This window comes from Thalassomonas actiniarum (genome assembly GCF_000948975.2).
GTDB lineage: Bacteria > Pseudomonadota > Gammaproteobacteria > Enterobacterales > Alteromonadaceae > Thalassomonas > Thalassomonas actiniarum.
The window spans coordinates 3,499,752-3,515,009 of the sequence record NZ_CP059735.1; the positions used below are offsets into that span (position 1 = coordinate 3,499,752).

Here is a 15,258-nt window from a genome sequence, read left to right on the forward strand (position 1 = left end):
ATGACCGGCAGTTAACCTATGGTAATTTACTCGCCGTCTTCAGCTAAGCAGTCAGTGACCTGGTCGGCACTAATATCCGGCTGCTGCTTGATATAATTGCTCGACATACAGGCGGTATAATAACTGAAATAACTGCGCAGCTGATCTACTGACGGCACTTGATTGGCCTTACTCCTCAAATGATAAAAGGACTTTTTACGGCAACTGTCTTTATAAGGCGTCAAACCGGCAACACAGGCTTGTTGGGACTGAAGATCCAGGCAGCCCCTGAATTTGGGGTCGGCACACATGGTTTGCTCGCCGTTAAGTACCAACTGATGCATCAGCAGCGCCTGACGCACGTCCGCATCTCTTTCTTGATCGGATTTATTCGGATCTATCAATAAATACGACCTGCTGGCAATCACACTGTCACGGTATAAAATATCAAGCTTCCAGCGCCCTTCCGCCAGTTCATAGTCTTCACCGAAATACCACCATGCATAATTGGTGTTGTTCTTAAACATGGTATCTGTCCATTGCGACTCTGAGAATTTATGGTTGTTTTTAGGGTTGGTCAGTTCTGGATGTGTCATACGTATAGTGACGGGAAACTGTACCTGATTGCTTAACCGCCCGGCATCTTTGGGCACATCGACACTGTAGGTAAAACCGATATACTGACCCAGTTCTGGCTTCACCAGCAAGCCGGGGGTGACTTGCTGCCCTGCCCCCTGCTTAACAATCAGTCCGGACTCAAGCACATTGACCCTGGGCGCCAGCAGCTGCTCTATGCCCTTATCTTCGGCGGTGCTGCCTGCTTCAGAGAGCGCATAAGGTGTGCCTTCTACCGACAAGGTAGTGATCTTATCATCTTCCGCTAACGTCAGCCGGTTCAAAGGATTATTAAAGGCAACAAGCTTAGACAGCTCAGGCGCATCCGTCAGATCAAGCGACACCAGCTGGTTGTTATTCAACTCAAGTCGCTCAAGCGATGGCTTGTCACCCAGCTCAATCGTACTCAGCTGGTTATAATCCCCTTTTAATGACATAAGCTCTGTTAAACCGCTGACATCCAGTTCGGTTAACTGGTTATTGCGCACGTTTAACCGGGTGATCTTTGGGTTATTGCTAAAATCTACCGCTTCAAGCTGGTTCCCTCCAAGGAAAACCATGGTAAGCGCCGGATTGGCACTGAGATCGACCTTAGCCAAGGTCCCGGTACTGAGGTTTAACATATTCAAATGCGGATTTTGCGACAAATCCACCGCCGTTAATTTATGCCTGCTTAAGCCTAAATCTTCCAGCTGCTTCAACCCGGTGACGTCAATTTCACTTAGCGGGATCTTATAGGCATATAAACGCTCTAAGGCTTTATTTTCACTGACATCAAGGGATTCCAGCGGATTTTCACTGACATTGAGCATAGTCAGGCCGGTATTGCGGCTCAGATCAATCGCGGCAATTTTGTTTTTTCCCAGCACTAAACGGGTCAGCTTAGGATTATTTCGGGTGTCTATCGCCTTAAGCTGATTGTTATATAAATTTAACTGTTCAAGCGCAGGCATATATTTTATTTCTTCAACCGAAACAATACTTTTATTGGCACATTCAAGCTCCTGTATTTCTGCCAACCTGCTCAGGTTGGCTTTTTTAACACAAGCGGCAAAATTGGCATCTTTAAAAGCCAACTCGTCCACGGTTTCAGGCGCTATCAAGGCACAACTGCTCACTGTTGCCAGCAAACTCGTGACCAGGGCAAATTTTACTTTTCTATACGGCATGACGATTTCTCTATATGAAAAACAAGCATATTGCTTTAATTAACTGCATTTAAAATGCGATGGAAAAAGGTAGAAAATTACGAAAGAATTCGTAAAAAAGCGAAGGATATCAGTAGCTCACCTTGAAGTAAACGGTAAAGCACACATTGTATTAACATTTTTTTAATCATCCTCCTTAATGCTGACATTTTGTTCAATATTTAATGAAATTAACCACTTATATGATTTAAAACAAAAGCTGATTATTGAAGACTTGTTACGATTACTGACATTTTGCTCGCCGAATGAATTGATTAACCCAGCGCTCCCCCCGGATTAGATAAAATCGAAATTGCCCCATTGCGATCATTAAGCCACAGCCTTGAAGGCATGTCACAACTCCCCCTGGAAAAGCAAATTTAACCGTCATTGCCAGCTGCCATATTCCTTTAGATAAAACTAGCCAGATCCTAAGGCAATAATTATTACCTTATCTCTCAATACATTAATTTGTTTTACAGGCATCCCAAAAAACAAAAGGTTGACATTTGTCAACTAAAACCGATAACATCCCCCTCAAATCAAGTTGACAAACATCAACTACATTTATGTTCTGCCACGTGGGGTGAAGTAATGAAAATAACGAAGAAAGTTCTAATAGAGAGGCATCCAGAGGATGTATGGCAAACAGTTGCCGAGCAATTTGACCAGGCCCATAAATGGATGGGGATAGTAGAAAATTCATATAAGGTTCAAGGACAATCTGCTGTCGACGGTGCTCCTATGGCCGGTCGGGTATGTGAATTTACCAACGACCCCAACGGGCTTAAAGCAGAAGAAAAAATATTGAACTTCTCGGCAGAGCAAATGCATTTTGATTTTGATGTTGTGCCCGTTAACGCACCTAAGTTATTTCCCGTAAAAAGAAACGTTGTGACCATGTCGGTCAGGAAAACTTCAAATTCACACAGTGAAGTTACCTGGTACTCCCACATTGAATTATCGCTTTTCGGTTATGTTTTTTATCCCTTACTAAAACGGGGCCTTTCGAAAAGCTTTGCCGGAATTATGGAAGATCTAAAGCGCTATTTGGAAATCAAGGATATAACGAAACATGCCTAGTTGGCCTGCTCATCTAAATTACAGTAAAACCATTAAGTTACAGGATTATTGATATGTTACGCATTGCACAGTTGATTTCAATTTTATTCGTTGACGTTTTTAGTGCCGCTGCTATCGCTGCTATTTTCTTTCCCGGCTCAGTAGGAGCAGCAAGCGGGTTTAACCCGACATCCGATTATGGACTCACCAATATTCGTACATTAGGCGCCCCACTGTTGATGATGGCTGTGGTGACAGCTGTTGCCGCCTATTCACGAAAATGGCTGTTTTTATTGCCGGCAACAATGTATTTTCTGTTTAATGGACTGACACGTGTCATCTCATTATTCAACGAACAATATGATGATGTTATGATGCGTGGCCTGTTTCTTACTTTTGGCCTGTTTATACTCGCCATCTGGGTGTTAAGGATGTTTCATCAAGCAGAAAAAAACACTGCCTGATGCGCCACTTTCCAGGCTGCGTTAACGTCAATACCGCTCTAGCGCAGCCAAAAACAGGCTTGTAAATTAAGGTTTTTCTTGGCAGGCGGGCATTTTATTATTAGCCCCGTATATTATTTAGCCGAACTCTCTTTATTTAGCTCTCGTAAGTTATCCGAAAGGCGATCGGATACCCTAAAAAAGGCCTCTAAGTCCTTAGCCGGGATACCTGCGGTTAACTGCTCTGAAAATACCGCTTCAATTTTTTCGATGGTTTCAAAAAAGTCGTAACCCTTATTGGTTAACTTTAAAATTTTACTGCGTTTATCTGCAGGGTTCGGTTCACGCTTGACCAGCTCTACCTCGCAAAGCTCATCTATTAACCTTTTCACCTGGCTCTTATCCCGATTTAATGTCCTGGCAATATCCAACAAGGTAGAGCCACCGGTACTCCATATTCGTCTCATGGCCCGCAATTGCATAGGCGCAGGCTTGAATGCTAATTGACCCAACTGGGGCGTGATTTGCGTCCCCAGATCGTAACTTAGGCGAAAGGCAACTTCATGGACGGTACGCTTCTTTTTCATGAATAAACGTATTTCTTCTCTGTTTACAACATACTGGCGACTATAACATAAATCGATGGACAATGGGTGTCGTTGATAAATATCAACTTTATGAATCGTTTTAATTCAAGTCAGCTGATCTTTTTAACCGGGTCAAATAACTTCCCGAGGGTAAAAAATTCCCCGCCCTTTACCTCAAATCCCCCCGTTTTTAACGAATTTAGCGCTATTTTGATGGTTATAGCCTGATCTGCGATGGCATTCTACTTGCTGTATCAAGAGTTAATATCTGAAACAAATGAAAGGCTATCCCTATGTCAAGAAATACAGGAAGACCTAGATCAAGCAGTGCGCCAACCATTATGACAAGAACGCAACACAGGCCGACTACGTTTCTGACTGTTGATCCAACCGGAGTGAGAGCACCTTCAGCGTACGGTGTAGAAAACAGCACCAGTACCCGCGGCATGATAAGTGAGCGATCCCGGCAACAGCATGATCACGGACCGACCAATACGGGACGGATGCAAACGGTGCACGCCTTTACCTCAAGCCCTCAAATGCAGGAAGCCGTTGCTTATAATGTAGATGATACAGTGGCGCGCACAGGAATGAATGTCAGTGCAGCATTACGTCTGGAAATCATGGACGGCTTGGCCAGCCCTCTGGCAACCAGTGGCGCACAACATCTGGAAACCTTCACAAATCAGCCGCACTCAATGGCCAACCCCCACATCAGCGGAGGAACAGTACATTTTGCCCAACCAACAAGTGCTCTGGGTGATTTTAATACTGTACGTGCCCGTACTGAACACAACAGTCAGTCAGCCCACCAGCGGCCCACATTCAGAACAGGCGTAACCGCCCATCAAACACCCCAGTCGGTAAGCTTTAACCGCTCTGCGCTAACGGCACAACAACGATTTGCCCGGTCAGTGCTGGGTGGAGGAGGTTAAAGATGATTACCTTTAAAACTGGTTGTTCAGTAACAACAACTTAATGCCAACCAGGAGCAAGCGTGGACATTAATAAATTTATCTTTATCCGTGAAATGCCGCTTTAAAATCCATTAATGGCTCTCCACTTAAGGCTATGTTTTTCATAGTATTAAAAACTTTGTACAGCTAGCTATACAGTACATAAAGTTAACAGCAATACTAAATACAACCATAGCCGGATCTATCCCGCTTTTTCGACTATAACTTGATGGGAAAATGTTAACCCGAGGAGGTATTTCAAGCGCAGCTCTTTAGTATCCATATCTAACAAAAGGCTAGTGAAGATCTAATAAAGAGCAGAATGAATAAACAACAAGCGCTACCCCTGAGTGCGACAACACCCAGAGATAGCTAACCAAAATAGATACTGGAGTATCCATCATGGCTAAACATAATGATATGCCAGAGTTAAACTCGGCTAAAGTTTTTTTAACAAATCTTTACACAAAAGAAAGACTTAGTCCCCCCTGCCAGCATCCGTTAACAACTGGCCATTACCTTCATCCCTACACACCTCAAGCTTCCTGGCAAAGCACTGTACAAGCTAGCTCAGCGAACTTCACACAAGTGCGTCACCGTAATTGTTTTGAGAATATGCAATGGCAGATAAAGGCCTTGGCTTATGGCTTCGGGCTATTTTGCTCTACAACGGTTTAATCGTGATATGAATGACGTCACTGTTTATGGTTTTAACTGCAACAGCTATTAGCTCAAAGATGAGCTGATGAATTTTGCTAAAGACATGCAGAAGCTCCCATTATGAAAAAAATTATCGTATTAACCGTTAGGGTGGATTCAGAGGTAGGTGAAGCGATTCATGCTTTAGCCCAGGCAGATGAAAGAAGTGTTGCCTGGGTTACCCGAAAACTGCTCACCGAGGCACTCAAAGCCCGTAAACTTTTAACAGCCCAAGATGACCAACAATACCGGGCAGCCAAAGGCTGATCTATATTACTAACGATATTAAAAATAATACTGAGCAGTAAAAAACTGATTTAGTCCAATAACAATCAGTTTTTTACTCTTGCTAACTTATAACTGTCCAGCTTAATTACTAAAAAGTAGAGTTTGCCAATTTAGTGCTTTAATTCTCTCTAACAAATCATGACAGTATTTGAAATTCATGAAGCAACGTGCCATGTTATTTACTCTTCATTTATCTTTTTAACATAGTTAGTAGTTAGTAGTTTCTAAATCTGTTCTTTTTTGAACTACCAACCACGCAATAAACATTGAGTTCACATAAGCAAACAATAACAAACCAACTTTATTTAATACTGTGGTCATAATGATTCCTTCATGGCTAACCGCTTGACTAATAGATGTTTTTGCATTCATTAAATTTAGAAATGCCCACCATAATGCCGACTCAGCGGTATTAATACTTGAATTATAAGAACGTTCAAACTCCAAAATAAATGCAGAGGATAACGTAAAACTGACGAATACAATTAAAAGTATACTTAGAGTAAATGTCTCATATTTACTTACATGTAAACTTTTAACGAGGATCTTAATAGATTTGATAGCACGCAGATAGCGGATTACTCGCACAACCTTTGAAACTCTTCCCCATCTAAGCGGATCTATTGCCGGAATTGAAGATATAAAATCCAACCACCCCCACTTAAGAAATTGGGACTTTGATTCAGCTTGATAAAAGTTCACAAAAAAATCACATAAAAAAATACAACAGACTGCAAAGTCAATATACTGAAGTACTTGTTTTATTTCTTGGTCTTCAATTAAGAATGCTTCAATTGAGAGAGTGGCAAGTACGTACACGCTCAAAAATATCAAAACCAAATTGTAAAGCGGTGAGCCTTGTTGTTTCATAACTTCCTTGAGTTTCACTTAAATCCTGGTATTACATAACGCCTTATAAAAATCAAAAAGTCTTCCTATAACAATGATTTTACAACGAAAATTACTAGTGAACACTTTCTTCTATTTGTAATCGCTCATTTTTCAACATCAATGGACCATATTGTACCTGCTGCTCTACCAGTTTTTTGACTCGCTCCATAGCAGACGCTGTAACACGTTTGAAACCTAACAATGATAAAGCACCTGCAATAGCGTCTTTTTCATTAACTGTGTAAGCATCACGCACTGTAAGTAATACAGCGTTAACTAATTCAACATCACAAATATTGTCAAGCTTACGGTAATTATCAGGTAAGAACTCCCAACTTCGTAGAGAAACTGATTGGTTATCAACAGCAAAAAGTGCCCCCTTACGGGCGACAATATTCTGGGCAGCTTTAGCTTCAGCAATGGCATTATCGACTTGCCGCTTCACTCTTGAGCCTGCACGAGCAAGCCCCGCAGCACTGGCGAGACGGGCGGTCAATAAAGATGGAATGATGGGGCTTTCACCATTAACAAGTATACGCACAGCATTAGTAAGAACATCTGTTGGAATAGCCCCAAAGTCATCGACCTTAGGCAAACCCAGTTCAGAATCACCTACCATTTTATATCCCGGTACATAGACACCATCGCTTTCAGGATCAAAATCTTCCCGTTCAATGATAGAACCTACAGGTGTCTGTTTAGCTGGGTCGATAGCCACCACAATATTACCAGTTGATTGTTCCATTTTTATTTGTTCATCAAGTAATGCTTGGTTTGTCATTGCTTGTTCGATAGCTTCTTGAATTCGCTCAATCTCAGACTTCGCATTACGATACCAATCGGTACTCCATACGCGATGTTGACGCCAACCCAAACCATGCAATACAGAAGACCTCAAGCGCTCACGATCACGAACGGAAGCTGCCTTTTGGTAACTAGCTCCGTCACTTTCTATAGCTAAAATATATTGCTCTTCATTCTCTGGGTTTTTTATTGCTAAGTCTAGATGAAACCCCTGCCGTCCCACCCGTTGCTCAACAGGATAGCCTAGGGTTTTCACTGCTTTATAAAGTTGTTGTTCAAACGTCCCCGCTTCTTCTTCATCTTTACCACTTTCCAGTTCGAAGCTGCCAGTTTCTGCATAACGTAAAAAAACTTGCAGCGCTTTAATGCCATAGGGTGAATTATCATGCACCCTTAATTCATCAGCAGTGAAGTTAGCAAAAACGTCCATCGCTAGTCGCGCACGGGAAATCAATACATTCAAGCGACGCTCCCCACCCACCTTATTAATCAAACCAAAATTTTGATTGATTTTACCATCGGCCTTACGGCCATAGCAGATACTGATAAAGATAACATCCCGTTCATCACCCTGTACGTTCTCAAGATTTTTAATGAAAAATTCGTCCCCTCCCTCATGATGCTGAAAGAAACCATCAAAATCAGGATTTTCACGACGAAGCCGTTCTACTTCCAGCATAATCAACTCACGCTGAACAATACCAAAGGCAACAACCCCTAATGACAATTGTGGTGTTTGTTTAGCATGGCGCATAACCGCTTCGGCAATGGCTTTTGCCTCCCCCCAATTGGAGGATGTACCTCCTTCTCCATATACCGTATCGGGCAAATGGTTAAACGTTAAGCCCTTAGCCTCTTTTTGAGCGCCAGAACTTGGGAAAGCTAGCAAGCGATCATCATAAAACTGATTGTTAGAAACGGCAATTAATGAGTCGTTACGTGAGCGATAGTGCCAGCGCAGCATAACTTGAGGCACACCTTTAGCTTCCATCATAGAGAGAATACTTTCCATCTCTGCTGTGGCACTGTCTTCAACATCATCATCCGTTAGCTGCACTGACTTGCCAAACAGATCACTCGGGGGCATCTGTTTACTATCACCTACAACAATAACTTGCTTACCTCGCATAAGAGCACCTAGTGAATCAGGTGCAGTGATCTGGCTAGCCTCATCAAAAATCACCAAATCAAAATCAACGGTTCCTTGTTCTAGATACGTTGAAATAGACATAGGACTCATCATAAAGATGGGTTTGATTTGCTGTACCGCATTACCTGCTTTGGTCAGCAACTGGCGAATAGGCAAATGACGATTTTTTTTACCTAACTCACGCATCAAAACTTCCATTTCACCTTTGGCGTGACGCTTAGGTAAAGATCGATAGATGTAGTCAGCAAGACGCTCTTGAGCGTAACCTAAGCAGTCGGCATCAAGTTGGCGAAAATCACTAAGAAATTTTTCATGGCCAAGACGGTCAAAACGTTTGATAACCTCGTTGCTGTCGTAAGCGATGGTTACTAATCCCTGATAATAACTCAATTTTAGTAGGATCAAGAGTAGCTCATTATCTTTTCGCCAATTTCTACTGTAATCTGCCAGTAGGGTTAGATTGTTTTTCCTCAATGTCTCAATCAATTGGTTATAGCGCACATATTGATAGAGGCCATCAATGTTTTGCCACCGAGATAAAATATCTAAGAGCCTATCAAAAAGGCAGGCCGATAGATTATTCAATGGATCACCTTCAGAGATTTTTACAGTTGATATTAATTGCTCTAATTGTTCCTCCAACTTGATAAACAATGTTTGGCTTGCGTCAAATAACTGTTTGTGTTGAACCAGATCAGAGTTGTCGGATAAGAACTGCACGAATCCTTTTGGAACATTACCTTTATCAATTTGTTCGTAAAGGTCTATGATCCACTCTGACAAGGTGCCCAATACACTCCAGTCGGATTTCCTTCCTTGCCACTGAGTACCAAAAAGTTTAGACAATAGCTGCTCATGCTCCTGAAAACATTTTTGCTGCTTTTGGTAATCAAGCACATCATCAACCCAAAGCAGCCAGTCATTAGGGTTATCTGCTAATGGCTCTTTGCACAATCCAGCCAAACTGTTTTTAGCACGGCGATAGGCAGCTGAAAATATTCTCCACCACTTGTCTGTACGGCCAATCAACCCTTGTCGAATTGGCAGCAATTCCGCATCAAAAGCCTGTTCGACAAACCGAGATTTATAAGAATGATACAGTTGCGACATTTTGCGACCAGCAGCAAGCCCTTCACGTATAGCCTCTCGATGTATTTGCCAATCATCAGTGTTAATATTAATGCCACTAAGTTTAGGAGCCTCTATAGCTCGAGCAGCTGTTAGATGTATAACCTTTAACTCGTCTATTGTCGTAGGTAGAGGTAATCCCATGTTACTAGATAACGTATGGGCATGTTGAATAAGCTGTTCCAAATCTGTATGGCAAATGACAGAAGTCTCGGAAATATATTTTTGATCGACTGGGGATGTATCACAGCGCTCTGTCATGCAAAATGGATTATCCTCAGGAATCCCCATATGATTAAGATGATCAATCAAACTCTGGACAAGCTGTGTTGCAGTGGTGAATTGCTGAACATTCCAGTCCTTCATTATTGCGAAAGGCAGCTCAGGGAGCTCGGTATTGCCTCTTTGTGCCTCTATCTCCTGCAAAAAACCTAAAGCATCGACATAGTTGATTTGACTGTTCAAAATAGGCTTTTCAATGGCAACGACATAAGCATTTAGATTCTCTTTATTTTCTATCAACTGCTGATAGAGTAAAGTCCGATCAGGAATGCTAGGCTTTCCTTGATCCATTGCCTGCGCCAACGAAGCTAACACAGCCTTCTTGGTGCTTTTATGGCTATGAAGTTCGAGTACGGCATGACCTAAATGGCATTCATCCAGACGCCTTTTTACAACTTCTAAAGCTGCCATTTTTTGAGCAACAAACAAGATTTTTTTACCGCGTCCCAATGATTCTGCAATGATATTAGTGATTGTTTGTGACTTGCCTGTGCCTGGCGGCCCCTGAATAATAAGATCCGCACCATTTTGCGCAGCAATAATAGACTCTAGTTGACTAGAGTCGGCATCTTTAACTAATGTAAGTGTTTCTGGGGACTGGAGTGTCTTGTGATTAGCCGCTTGCTTTACGATAGCTTCACTTTCATCAAATCCACTTTTCAGCAATCGATTTAACAAAGGGTTCTGCGAAGGGGCTTTTCCTTCGGGCCAACTCGACGGCTCAAGATCCATATACATTTGGAACTTACCAAAAGAGAATAAGCTCAGTGAGACTTTGTCTTCCATCACCTGCCAACGAGGCTGCTTGGCTATGGATTCCTTAACGGATTGAAAATAACTGACTGGATCGAATTCTTCATCGAATAATGGCAACTTCAAGTTGTATTCGCCACTTAGTTTAGCCGCTAAGGTGAGATTGGGACCAATATCTTCACCTGTATATTTTAACTTAAATCCTTCCCTTGCAGATGTCCGAAATAACTCAACAGGAAGTAGCACCAATGGTGCATACCGAGCAGTTTTCGACCGTTCATCTTCGTACCATTTAAGGAACCCCAGAGCTAAATACAGTACTTCAATCCCTTGCTCTTGAAGTAAGTTGTGCGCTTCAGTTTCGATGCGCAATAGTGATTTATCCAGTTTTTCTGGAATTAGACCTGTTTGCAGATGTTTGTCAGAAAACCTTGCGTCACCTTTCTTTTCTGCGAGGTGAACATCTAGCGGAGGAAGTGTTACCTGTTCTTGCTGCTCAAAAGTGAAACTACGATCCTGCTCATCTACTTCTTTTTGTTTTTGATAAACCTTGGGGATAGGCAAGAAGCTCATCTTAGCTTCTTGTTTCACAAGTAGTTTAAATATATGACCTGATTTTTCATCAACAATATCCAACACTTTTTGACTCGTGCTTCGACAGTTTAGTTGCGGATTGCCTCGAAGTCCCATATCTAAAAGCTCTAAACGGCTTCGCTCTAACTGCTGCTCAATACCTTCATTATTAGTTTTATTCTGGGAAGAGCTCATTATAGAAATCCTTGTCTAATGTTAATTATGAAATTTTAAACTTTCATCTTGGGCTACAACTATCGTGAACAACTGTTATGGAAGACAGAATGTCCCCAAAAGCCACTTTAGACTGATTACCACTATTGAAACAGCCCAATAAACTTATCTTAAAGTGTCCTCTTACAATTCTGAGAAGATGTTTTATTTCGAGAGAATACGACTGCAAGACCCAATAAATTACCAATCTACCTCATGGTAAACGATAAAAGTATGGAAAAATATGATTTTTATCAACACTTTTCAGTTTTACTGATAAAGTTGAAAAGTGTTGACTAAATTAGCCAAACGAAACTGAAATCGTCGTCCCCTTGCCGCTAGCAACATTTAATAACCAGCCCTGGTGCTCACACAAACGCTTAACAATAGACAAGCCAAAACCATAACCGGTACTTTGACTGCCTTTAACCCTGGGCTCTAACACATGTTCCGAAATCCCCTGCTCTATGCCGGGCCCGGTATCTTTTATTGTTAAAAGACCGTCAATAACGCTGACGCTAACTTCCCCGGAATCGGTATATTGAAAGGCATTACTGAGCAAGTTATCCAGCAACACCTTTAACATACCCTGCTGTGCAAAAACCTGGGTGTTGCAGCTGTCATCAAGGTGTACGTCAACCGGTTTACCCTCAAGCAGATGGCTGTGATCTATAATCGATTGTTCAACCATAGGCAGTAATGCCAGCGACTCTTTTTCTACCGCCGTTTGTTCTTCCCGTGCCAGTGCCAGCAAAGTGGTTACCGTTTGCTCCATTTGCATGCTGGCATCGCCAATGCGGTTAAAAATATTGTTAATCCCTTCTGCCGATGCGCTATTTCCCTCATTATTGCCCGTATGGCCCACTTGGTAGACTTCAAGGGCATTTTTGATAATGGCCACCGGCGTTCTCAATTCATGGCTGACATCACGGGTAAAGCACTTCTCCCGCTCCAATGCCTGGTTGATGCGCCCCATGGTATGTTCCAGGGTACGGGCTAAAATGCCTATTTCATTGTTTGGAAACTGATGGGCGAAGGTCTCGGGAATGTTTTCAGGGGCAACGCCGTCAACCAAGTCTGCCAGTTGTTTTAACGGCTTTGCCGTTTTTCGTCCTAACATCCAGGCTATCATGAAAGCAACGAACACCAGACAAACGCCGCAGATCATCAGCAACATTAAAACCCCGTCGCGACTGGGGCGTACCAGCAACATTTCGCTCACTTCGGCTACAAGATAAACATTTTGCTGTCCGGGTAAACCCAGCAGGTGATAATGACGCCCTTGAGTGCCGTAGAACTCTTTTCGATGAGGTTCATCAATAAATTGCTGCCTCATATCATCAGGCAATGTTTCTTTCGAAAAATAGAGGCTCATATTGGCATTTCTCGGCGTCGGCCATTGCTGCGTTATTTGATACTCTCCGGTTAAATAGTTAGCTTCTTTCCACACTTCCCGTTCAATAAAACCGTCTTCTAAGTTGTATAACAGCAAAAAGCAAAACATGCCGTAAATGGCCGAGAGCACCAGAGTAAAAATACAAAACTGGGCAACAATACGCCTGCCTATGCTATGAAACTTTACCGCCTTAATGTCAGGAATAGTGTTACTACTTTTAGCTTCCATTTTTATCTTCTCTTACATCCAAAGCAAAACCAACACCGTGTACCGTTTTTAACACGGGGTAATCAAAGGGTTTATCCAACACACAGCGCAATTGATAGATATGGGAGCGCATGGCATCTGATTCTGTCGGGGCATCTCCCCATAATTTTTGCGATAACATTGATCGGCTGACCACTTGCGGGTAGGCTTCGGCTAATACCGTTAAAATGCGATAGCCCATGGCATGTAAATCCAGCACTTCTCCGTTACGCGTTACCCGCTGTCTTTTGCGGTCAAGGCTTATCGGGCCTATGGTCAGGGTATTTTCACTTTGCAGTAAATGACGGCGGGCCAAGGCCATGCATCTTACTTCGAGTTCTTGTAATGAGAAGGGTTTGGTTAAGTAATCATCTGCGCCTACGGTGAACCCGGAGACTTTATCTTCAATGCTATCTCTTGCGGTCAACATTAAAATGGGTAAATGGCGGCTGGATTTCTCCCGCAATTGCCGGCACACCTCAAGGCCGTCCATTACCGGTAAATTTAAGTCGAGAATGATCAGGTCATAGTGATTTTCCAGGGCAAGTTCCAACCCTTGCTGACCCTGAGCGGCAAAGTCAAAGACATGCCCTTTGGCTTCCATATAATCTGAAATGTTGCGGGCAATATTAACTTGGTCTTCAACCAATAATACATAAAGTGATGATGTCTGATTTGTCATAGCTGTTACCGGGGTAATCCGGACCTCAATCGTTTAATCAAGGCCCTTTTATTTTGTTTTTTATACGTAAATCGTAAAATCTTATAGGGTTTTTAACATGTCTAATGCCGGTTTGTAATCAGGTTTTGTTGCCAGCAGCTGATTTAAGGTGGTTTTAGCGGCTTTTTCCCGGCCCAGCTTATGTTGTGTTTTTGCGATTTTCATATCCAGCATGGGGTTGTTGATCGCTTTTTGCGCCACTGTCATCAGGCTAAGGGCATGTTCAAAATCCTGTTCTGCTTCGGCTGTTTTTAGGTAATAAAAACCATACATACCGACCAGGGGAATGTGATAATCGTCTTGATTATCAGCCAGGTGTTTTATCACAGCTTTACCATTTTCCCTATCAGATACTAAAAACTTGGCCACCTGAGCCAGAGTTTTATCGTCAATATCCTGCTTTTGTGCAACCGGCGTTAATCCCAGACTTTTAACTAATGCTGTCGCTACCGCTACTGTCGATGTAGGGTTTTGTCCGGTGATCAGCCTGCCGTCTACCGCCACATGCTTTAACATGATTTCACTGGATTGAAACCGGGCGCCGCGCTCGGCTAGTTTGTCTTCCAGCATAAATTCAAATTTACTCAGCCACTTTTTACCGAACAGCTTTTCTTCTTTATTGGTAAAGCTGTTGACCTTTTTATTGGCCACCAGGTAACTGCCGTCGCTAAGTTTTACGTCAACCAAAGCCGCTGGTCCGTGACATACCGCAGCAACCGTACCTTGCTGTTGATAGATATCGGCAATCAGGGCTTGAAGCGATTCATCTTTTGGCAAGTCAAACATCGCCCCTTTGCCGCCGACGATAAAAACCGCGTCATAAGCTGTAGCATCAAGTTGTGCGCTTGCCAAGGTGTTGTCCAGTTTGGCCATTATCGCCTTATCGGCTAATACTTTGGCATTGTATGGTTTTTTCGGATCGTATTCATCCGCTTCCACCTGACCGCCTTTCGGGCTGGCAACATCAACTGTGATGCCGTTGGCTTTAAAGACGCCATAGGCTTTGGCAAATTCATCAAATTCATAACCGGGTGTCTTTTCCCCTTGCTCCTGGCCATAACCGCTTACCACCATGACGACTTTTTTATTCACCGCCGCGCTAGCCTGGGCCGAGACAACCATAACCAGGGTAAATAACAAGGCCAATAAGGTCATCAAATGTTCTTGTTGATATTTCATCTTTTTTAAATAATTCATGTTCACTCCTCCTAAGAACTGACTACAGCATGACAAACCCGGCGTGAAACAAATGTGAAATCCTTTTTATTTTCATACCTTTTCTTCA

Annotated in this window: 12 protein-coding genes; 5 read left to right on the forward strand and 7 right to left on the reverse strand. The window is 42.6% G+C overall.

Going from position 1 to position 15,258, the window contains the following annotated elements; translation table 11 throughout:
- Positions 1-26: 26 nt before the first annotated feature.
- Positions 27-1,763, reverse strand: coding sequence for a leucine-rich repeat domain-containing protein (locus tag SG35_RS15300; RefSeq protein WP_044834901.1), 1,737 nt, complete (start codon positions 1,761-1,763; stop codon positions 27-29).
- A 612-nt stretch (positions 1,764-2,375) separates the two neighbouring features.
- Between SG35_RS15300 and SG35_RS15305 the strand changes: the two genes are divergently transcribed.
- Both SG35_RS15305 and SG35_RS15310 read left to right on the forward strand, forming a co-directional pair.
- Complete coding sequence (locus SG35_RS15305; protein ID WP_044834952.1) at positions 2,376-2,864, forward strand: SRPBCC family protein; 489 nt, start codon at positions 2,376-2,378, stop codon at positions 2,862-2,864.
- 53 nt (positions 2,865-2,917) lie between these two features.
- Positions 2,918-3,307, forward strand: a complete 390-nt coding sequence (locus tag SG35_RS15310) for a hypothetical protein (protein ID WP_044834900.1) — start codon at positions 2,918-2,920, stop codon at positions 3,305-3,307.
- A gap of 113 nt (positions 3,308-3,420) precedes the next feature.
- Here SG35_RS15310 and SG35_RS15315 read toward each other — a convergent pair whose 3' ends face one another.
- Positions 3,421-3,873 (reverse strand): MarR family winged helix-turn-helix transcriptional regulator, encoded by a 453-nt coding sequence (locus SG35_RS15315; protein WP_044834899.1) that lies wholly within the window; start codon positions 3,871-3,873, stop codon positions 3,421-3,423.
- Between the two features lie 395 nt (positions 3,874-4,268).
- Between SG35_RS15315 and SG35_RS15320 the strand changes: the two genes are divergently transcribed.
- The 3 genes from SG35_RS15320 (at position 4,269) to SG35_RS15330 (ending at position 5,795) form a co-directional block, all read left to right on the forward strand.
- Positions 4,269-4,808, forward strand: a complete 540-nt coding sequence (locus SG35_RS15320) for a hypothetical protein (RefSeq protein ID WP_152646754.1) — start codon at positions 4,269-4,271, stop codon at positions 4,806-4,808.
- Between the two features lie 423 nt (positions 4,809-5,231).
- A complete protein-coding gene (locus SG35_RS15325) occupies positions 5,232-5,507 on the forward strand; it encodes a hypothetical protein (protein WP_152646753.1) in 276 nt (91 codons plus the stop codon).
- 102 nt (positions 5,508-5,609) lie between these two features.
- A complete protein-coding gene (locus SG35_RS15330; protein ID WP_044834897.1) occupies positions 5,610-5,795 on the forward strand; it encodes a hypothetical protein in 186 nt (61 codons plus the stop codon).
- A 228-nt stretch (positions 5,796-6,023) separates the two neighbouring features.
- Here the strand turns inward: SG35_RS15330 and SG35_RS15335 are convergent, their stop codons facing one another.
- From SG35_RS15335 to SG35_RS15355, 5 genes are all read right to left on the reverse strand, one after another.
- Positions 6,024-6,704 (reverse strand): ion transporter, encoded by a 681-nt coding sequence (locus SG35_RS15335; protein WP_201777827.1) that lies wholly within the window; start codon positions 6,702-6,704, stop codon positions 6,024-6,026.
- A gap of 76 nt (positions 6,705-6,780) precedes the next feature.
- Positions 6,781-11,592: a DUF3320 domain-containing protein gene (locus SG35_RS15340; protein ID WP_044834896.1), complete on the reverse strand. Its 4,812-nt coding sequence runs from the start codon at positions 11,590-11,592 to the stop codon at positions 6,781-6,783.
- A gap of 319 nt (positions 11,593-11,911) precedes the next feature.
- Entirely contained in the window at positions 11,912-13,234 is a 1,323-nt protein-coding gene (locus SG35_RS15345) for a sensor histidine kinase (protein WP_044834895.1), read from the reverse strand.
- Positions 13,224-13,934 carry a response regulator transcription factor gene (locus SG35_RS15350; RefSeq protein WP_044834894.1) on the reverse strand — a complete coding sequence of 237 codons (711 nt, stop codon included), beginning with the start codon at positions 13,932-13,934 and terminating at the stop codon, positions 13,224-13,226. The genes SG35_RS15345 and SG35_RS15350 overlap by 11 nt, the downstream gene beginning before the upstream one ends.
- Before the next feature lie 81 nt (positions 13,935-14,015).
- Positions 14,016-15,170 carry a type 1 glutamine amidotransferase domain-containing protein gene (locus SG35_RS15355; protein ID WP_236702666.1) on the reverse strand — a complete coding sequence of 385 codons (1,155 nt, stop codon included), beginning with the start codon at positions 15,168-15,170 and terminating at the stop codon, positions 14,016-14,018.
- Between the last annotated feature and the right edge of the window lie 88 nt (positions 15,171-15,258).

Coding starts and splice junctions, on each gene's coding strand:
- SG35_RS15300 (WP_044834901.1), bottom strand. CDS start 1,763: ATGCCGTATAGAAAAGTAAAATTTGCCCTGGTCACGAGTTTGCTGGCA.
- SG35_RS15315 (WP_044834899.1), bottom strand. CDS start 3,873: ATGAAAAAGAAGCGTACCGTCCATGAAGTTGCCTTTCGCCTAAGTTAC.
- SG35_RS15305 (WP_044834952.1), top strand. CDS start 2,376: ATGAAAATAACGAAGAAAGTTCTAATAGAGAGGCATCCAGAGGATGTA.
- SG35_RS15345 (WP_044834895.1), bottom strand. CDS start 13,234: ATGGAAGCTAAAAGTAGTAACACTATTCCTGACATTAAGGCGGTAAAG.
- SG35_RS15355 (WP_236702666.1), bottom strand. CDS start 15,170: ATGAATTATTTAAAAAAGATGAAATATCAACAAGAACATTTGATGACC.
- SG35_RS15350 (WP_044834894.1), bottom strand. CDS start 13,934: ATGACAAATCAGACATCATCACTTTATGTATTATTGGTTGAAGACCAA.
- SG35_RS15340 (WP_044834896.1), bottom strand. CDS start 11,592: ATGAGCTCTTCCCAGAATAAAACTAATAATGAAGGTATTGAGCAGCAG.
- SG35_RS15330 (WP_044834897.1), top strand. CDS start 5,610: ATGAAAAAAATTATCGTATTAACCGTTAGGGTGGATTCAGAGGTAGGT.
- SG35_RS15325 (WP_152646753.1), top strand. CDS start 5,232: ATGGCTAAACATAATGATATGCCAGAGTTAAACTCGGCTAAAGTTTTT.
- SG35_RS15310 (WP_044834900.1), top strand. CDS start 2,918: ATGTTACGCATTGCACAGTTGATTTCAATTTTATTCGTTGACGTTTTT.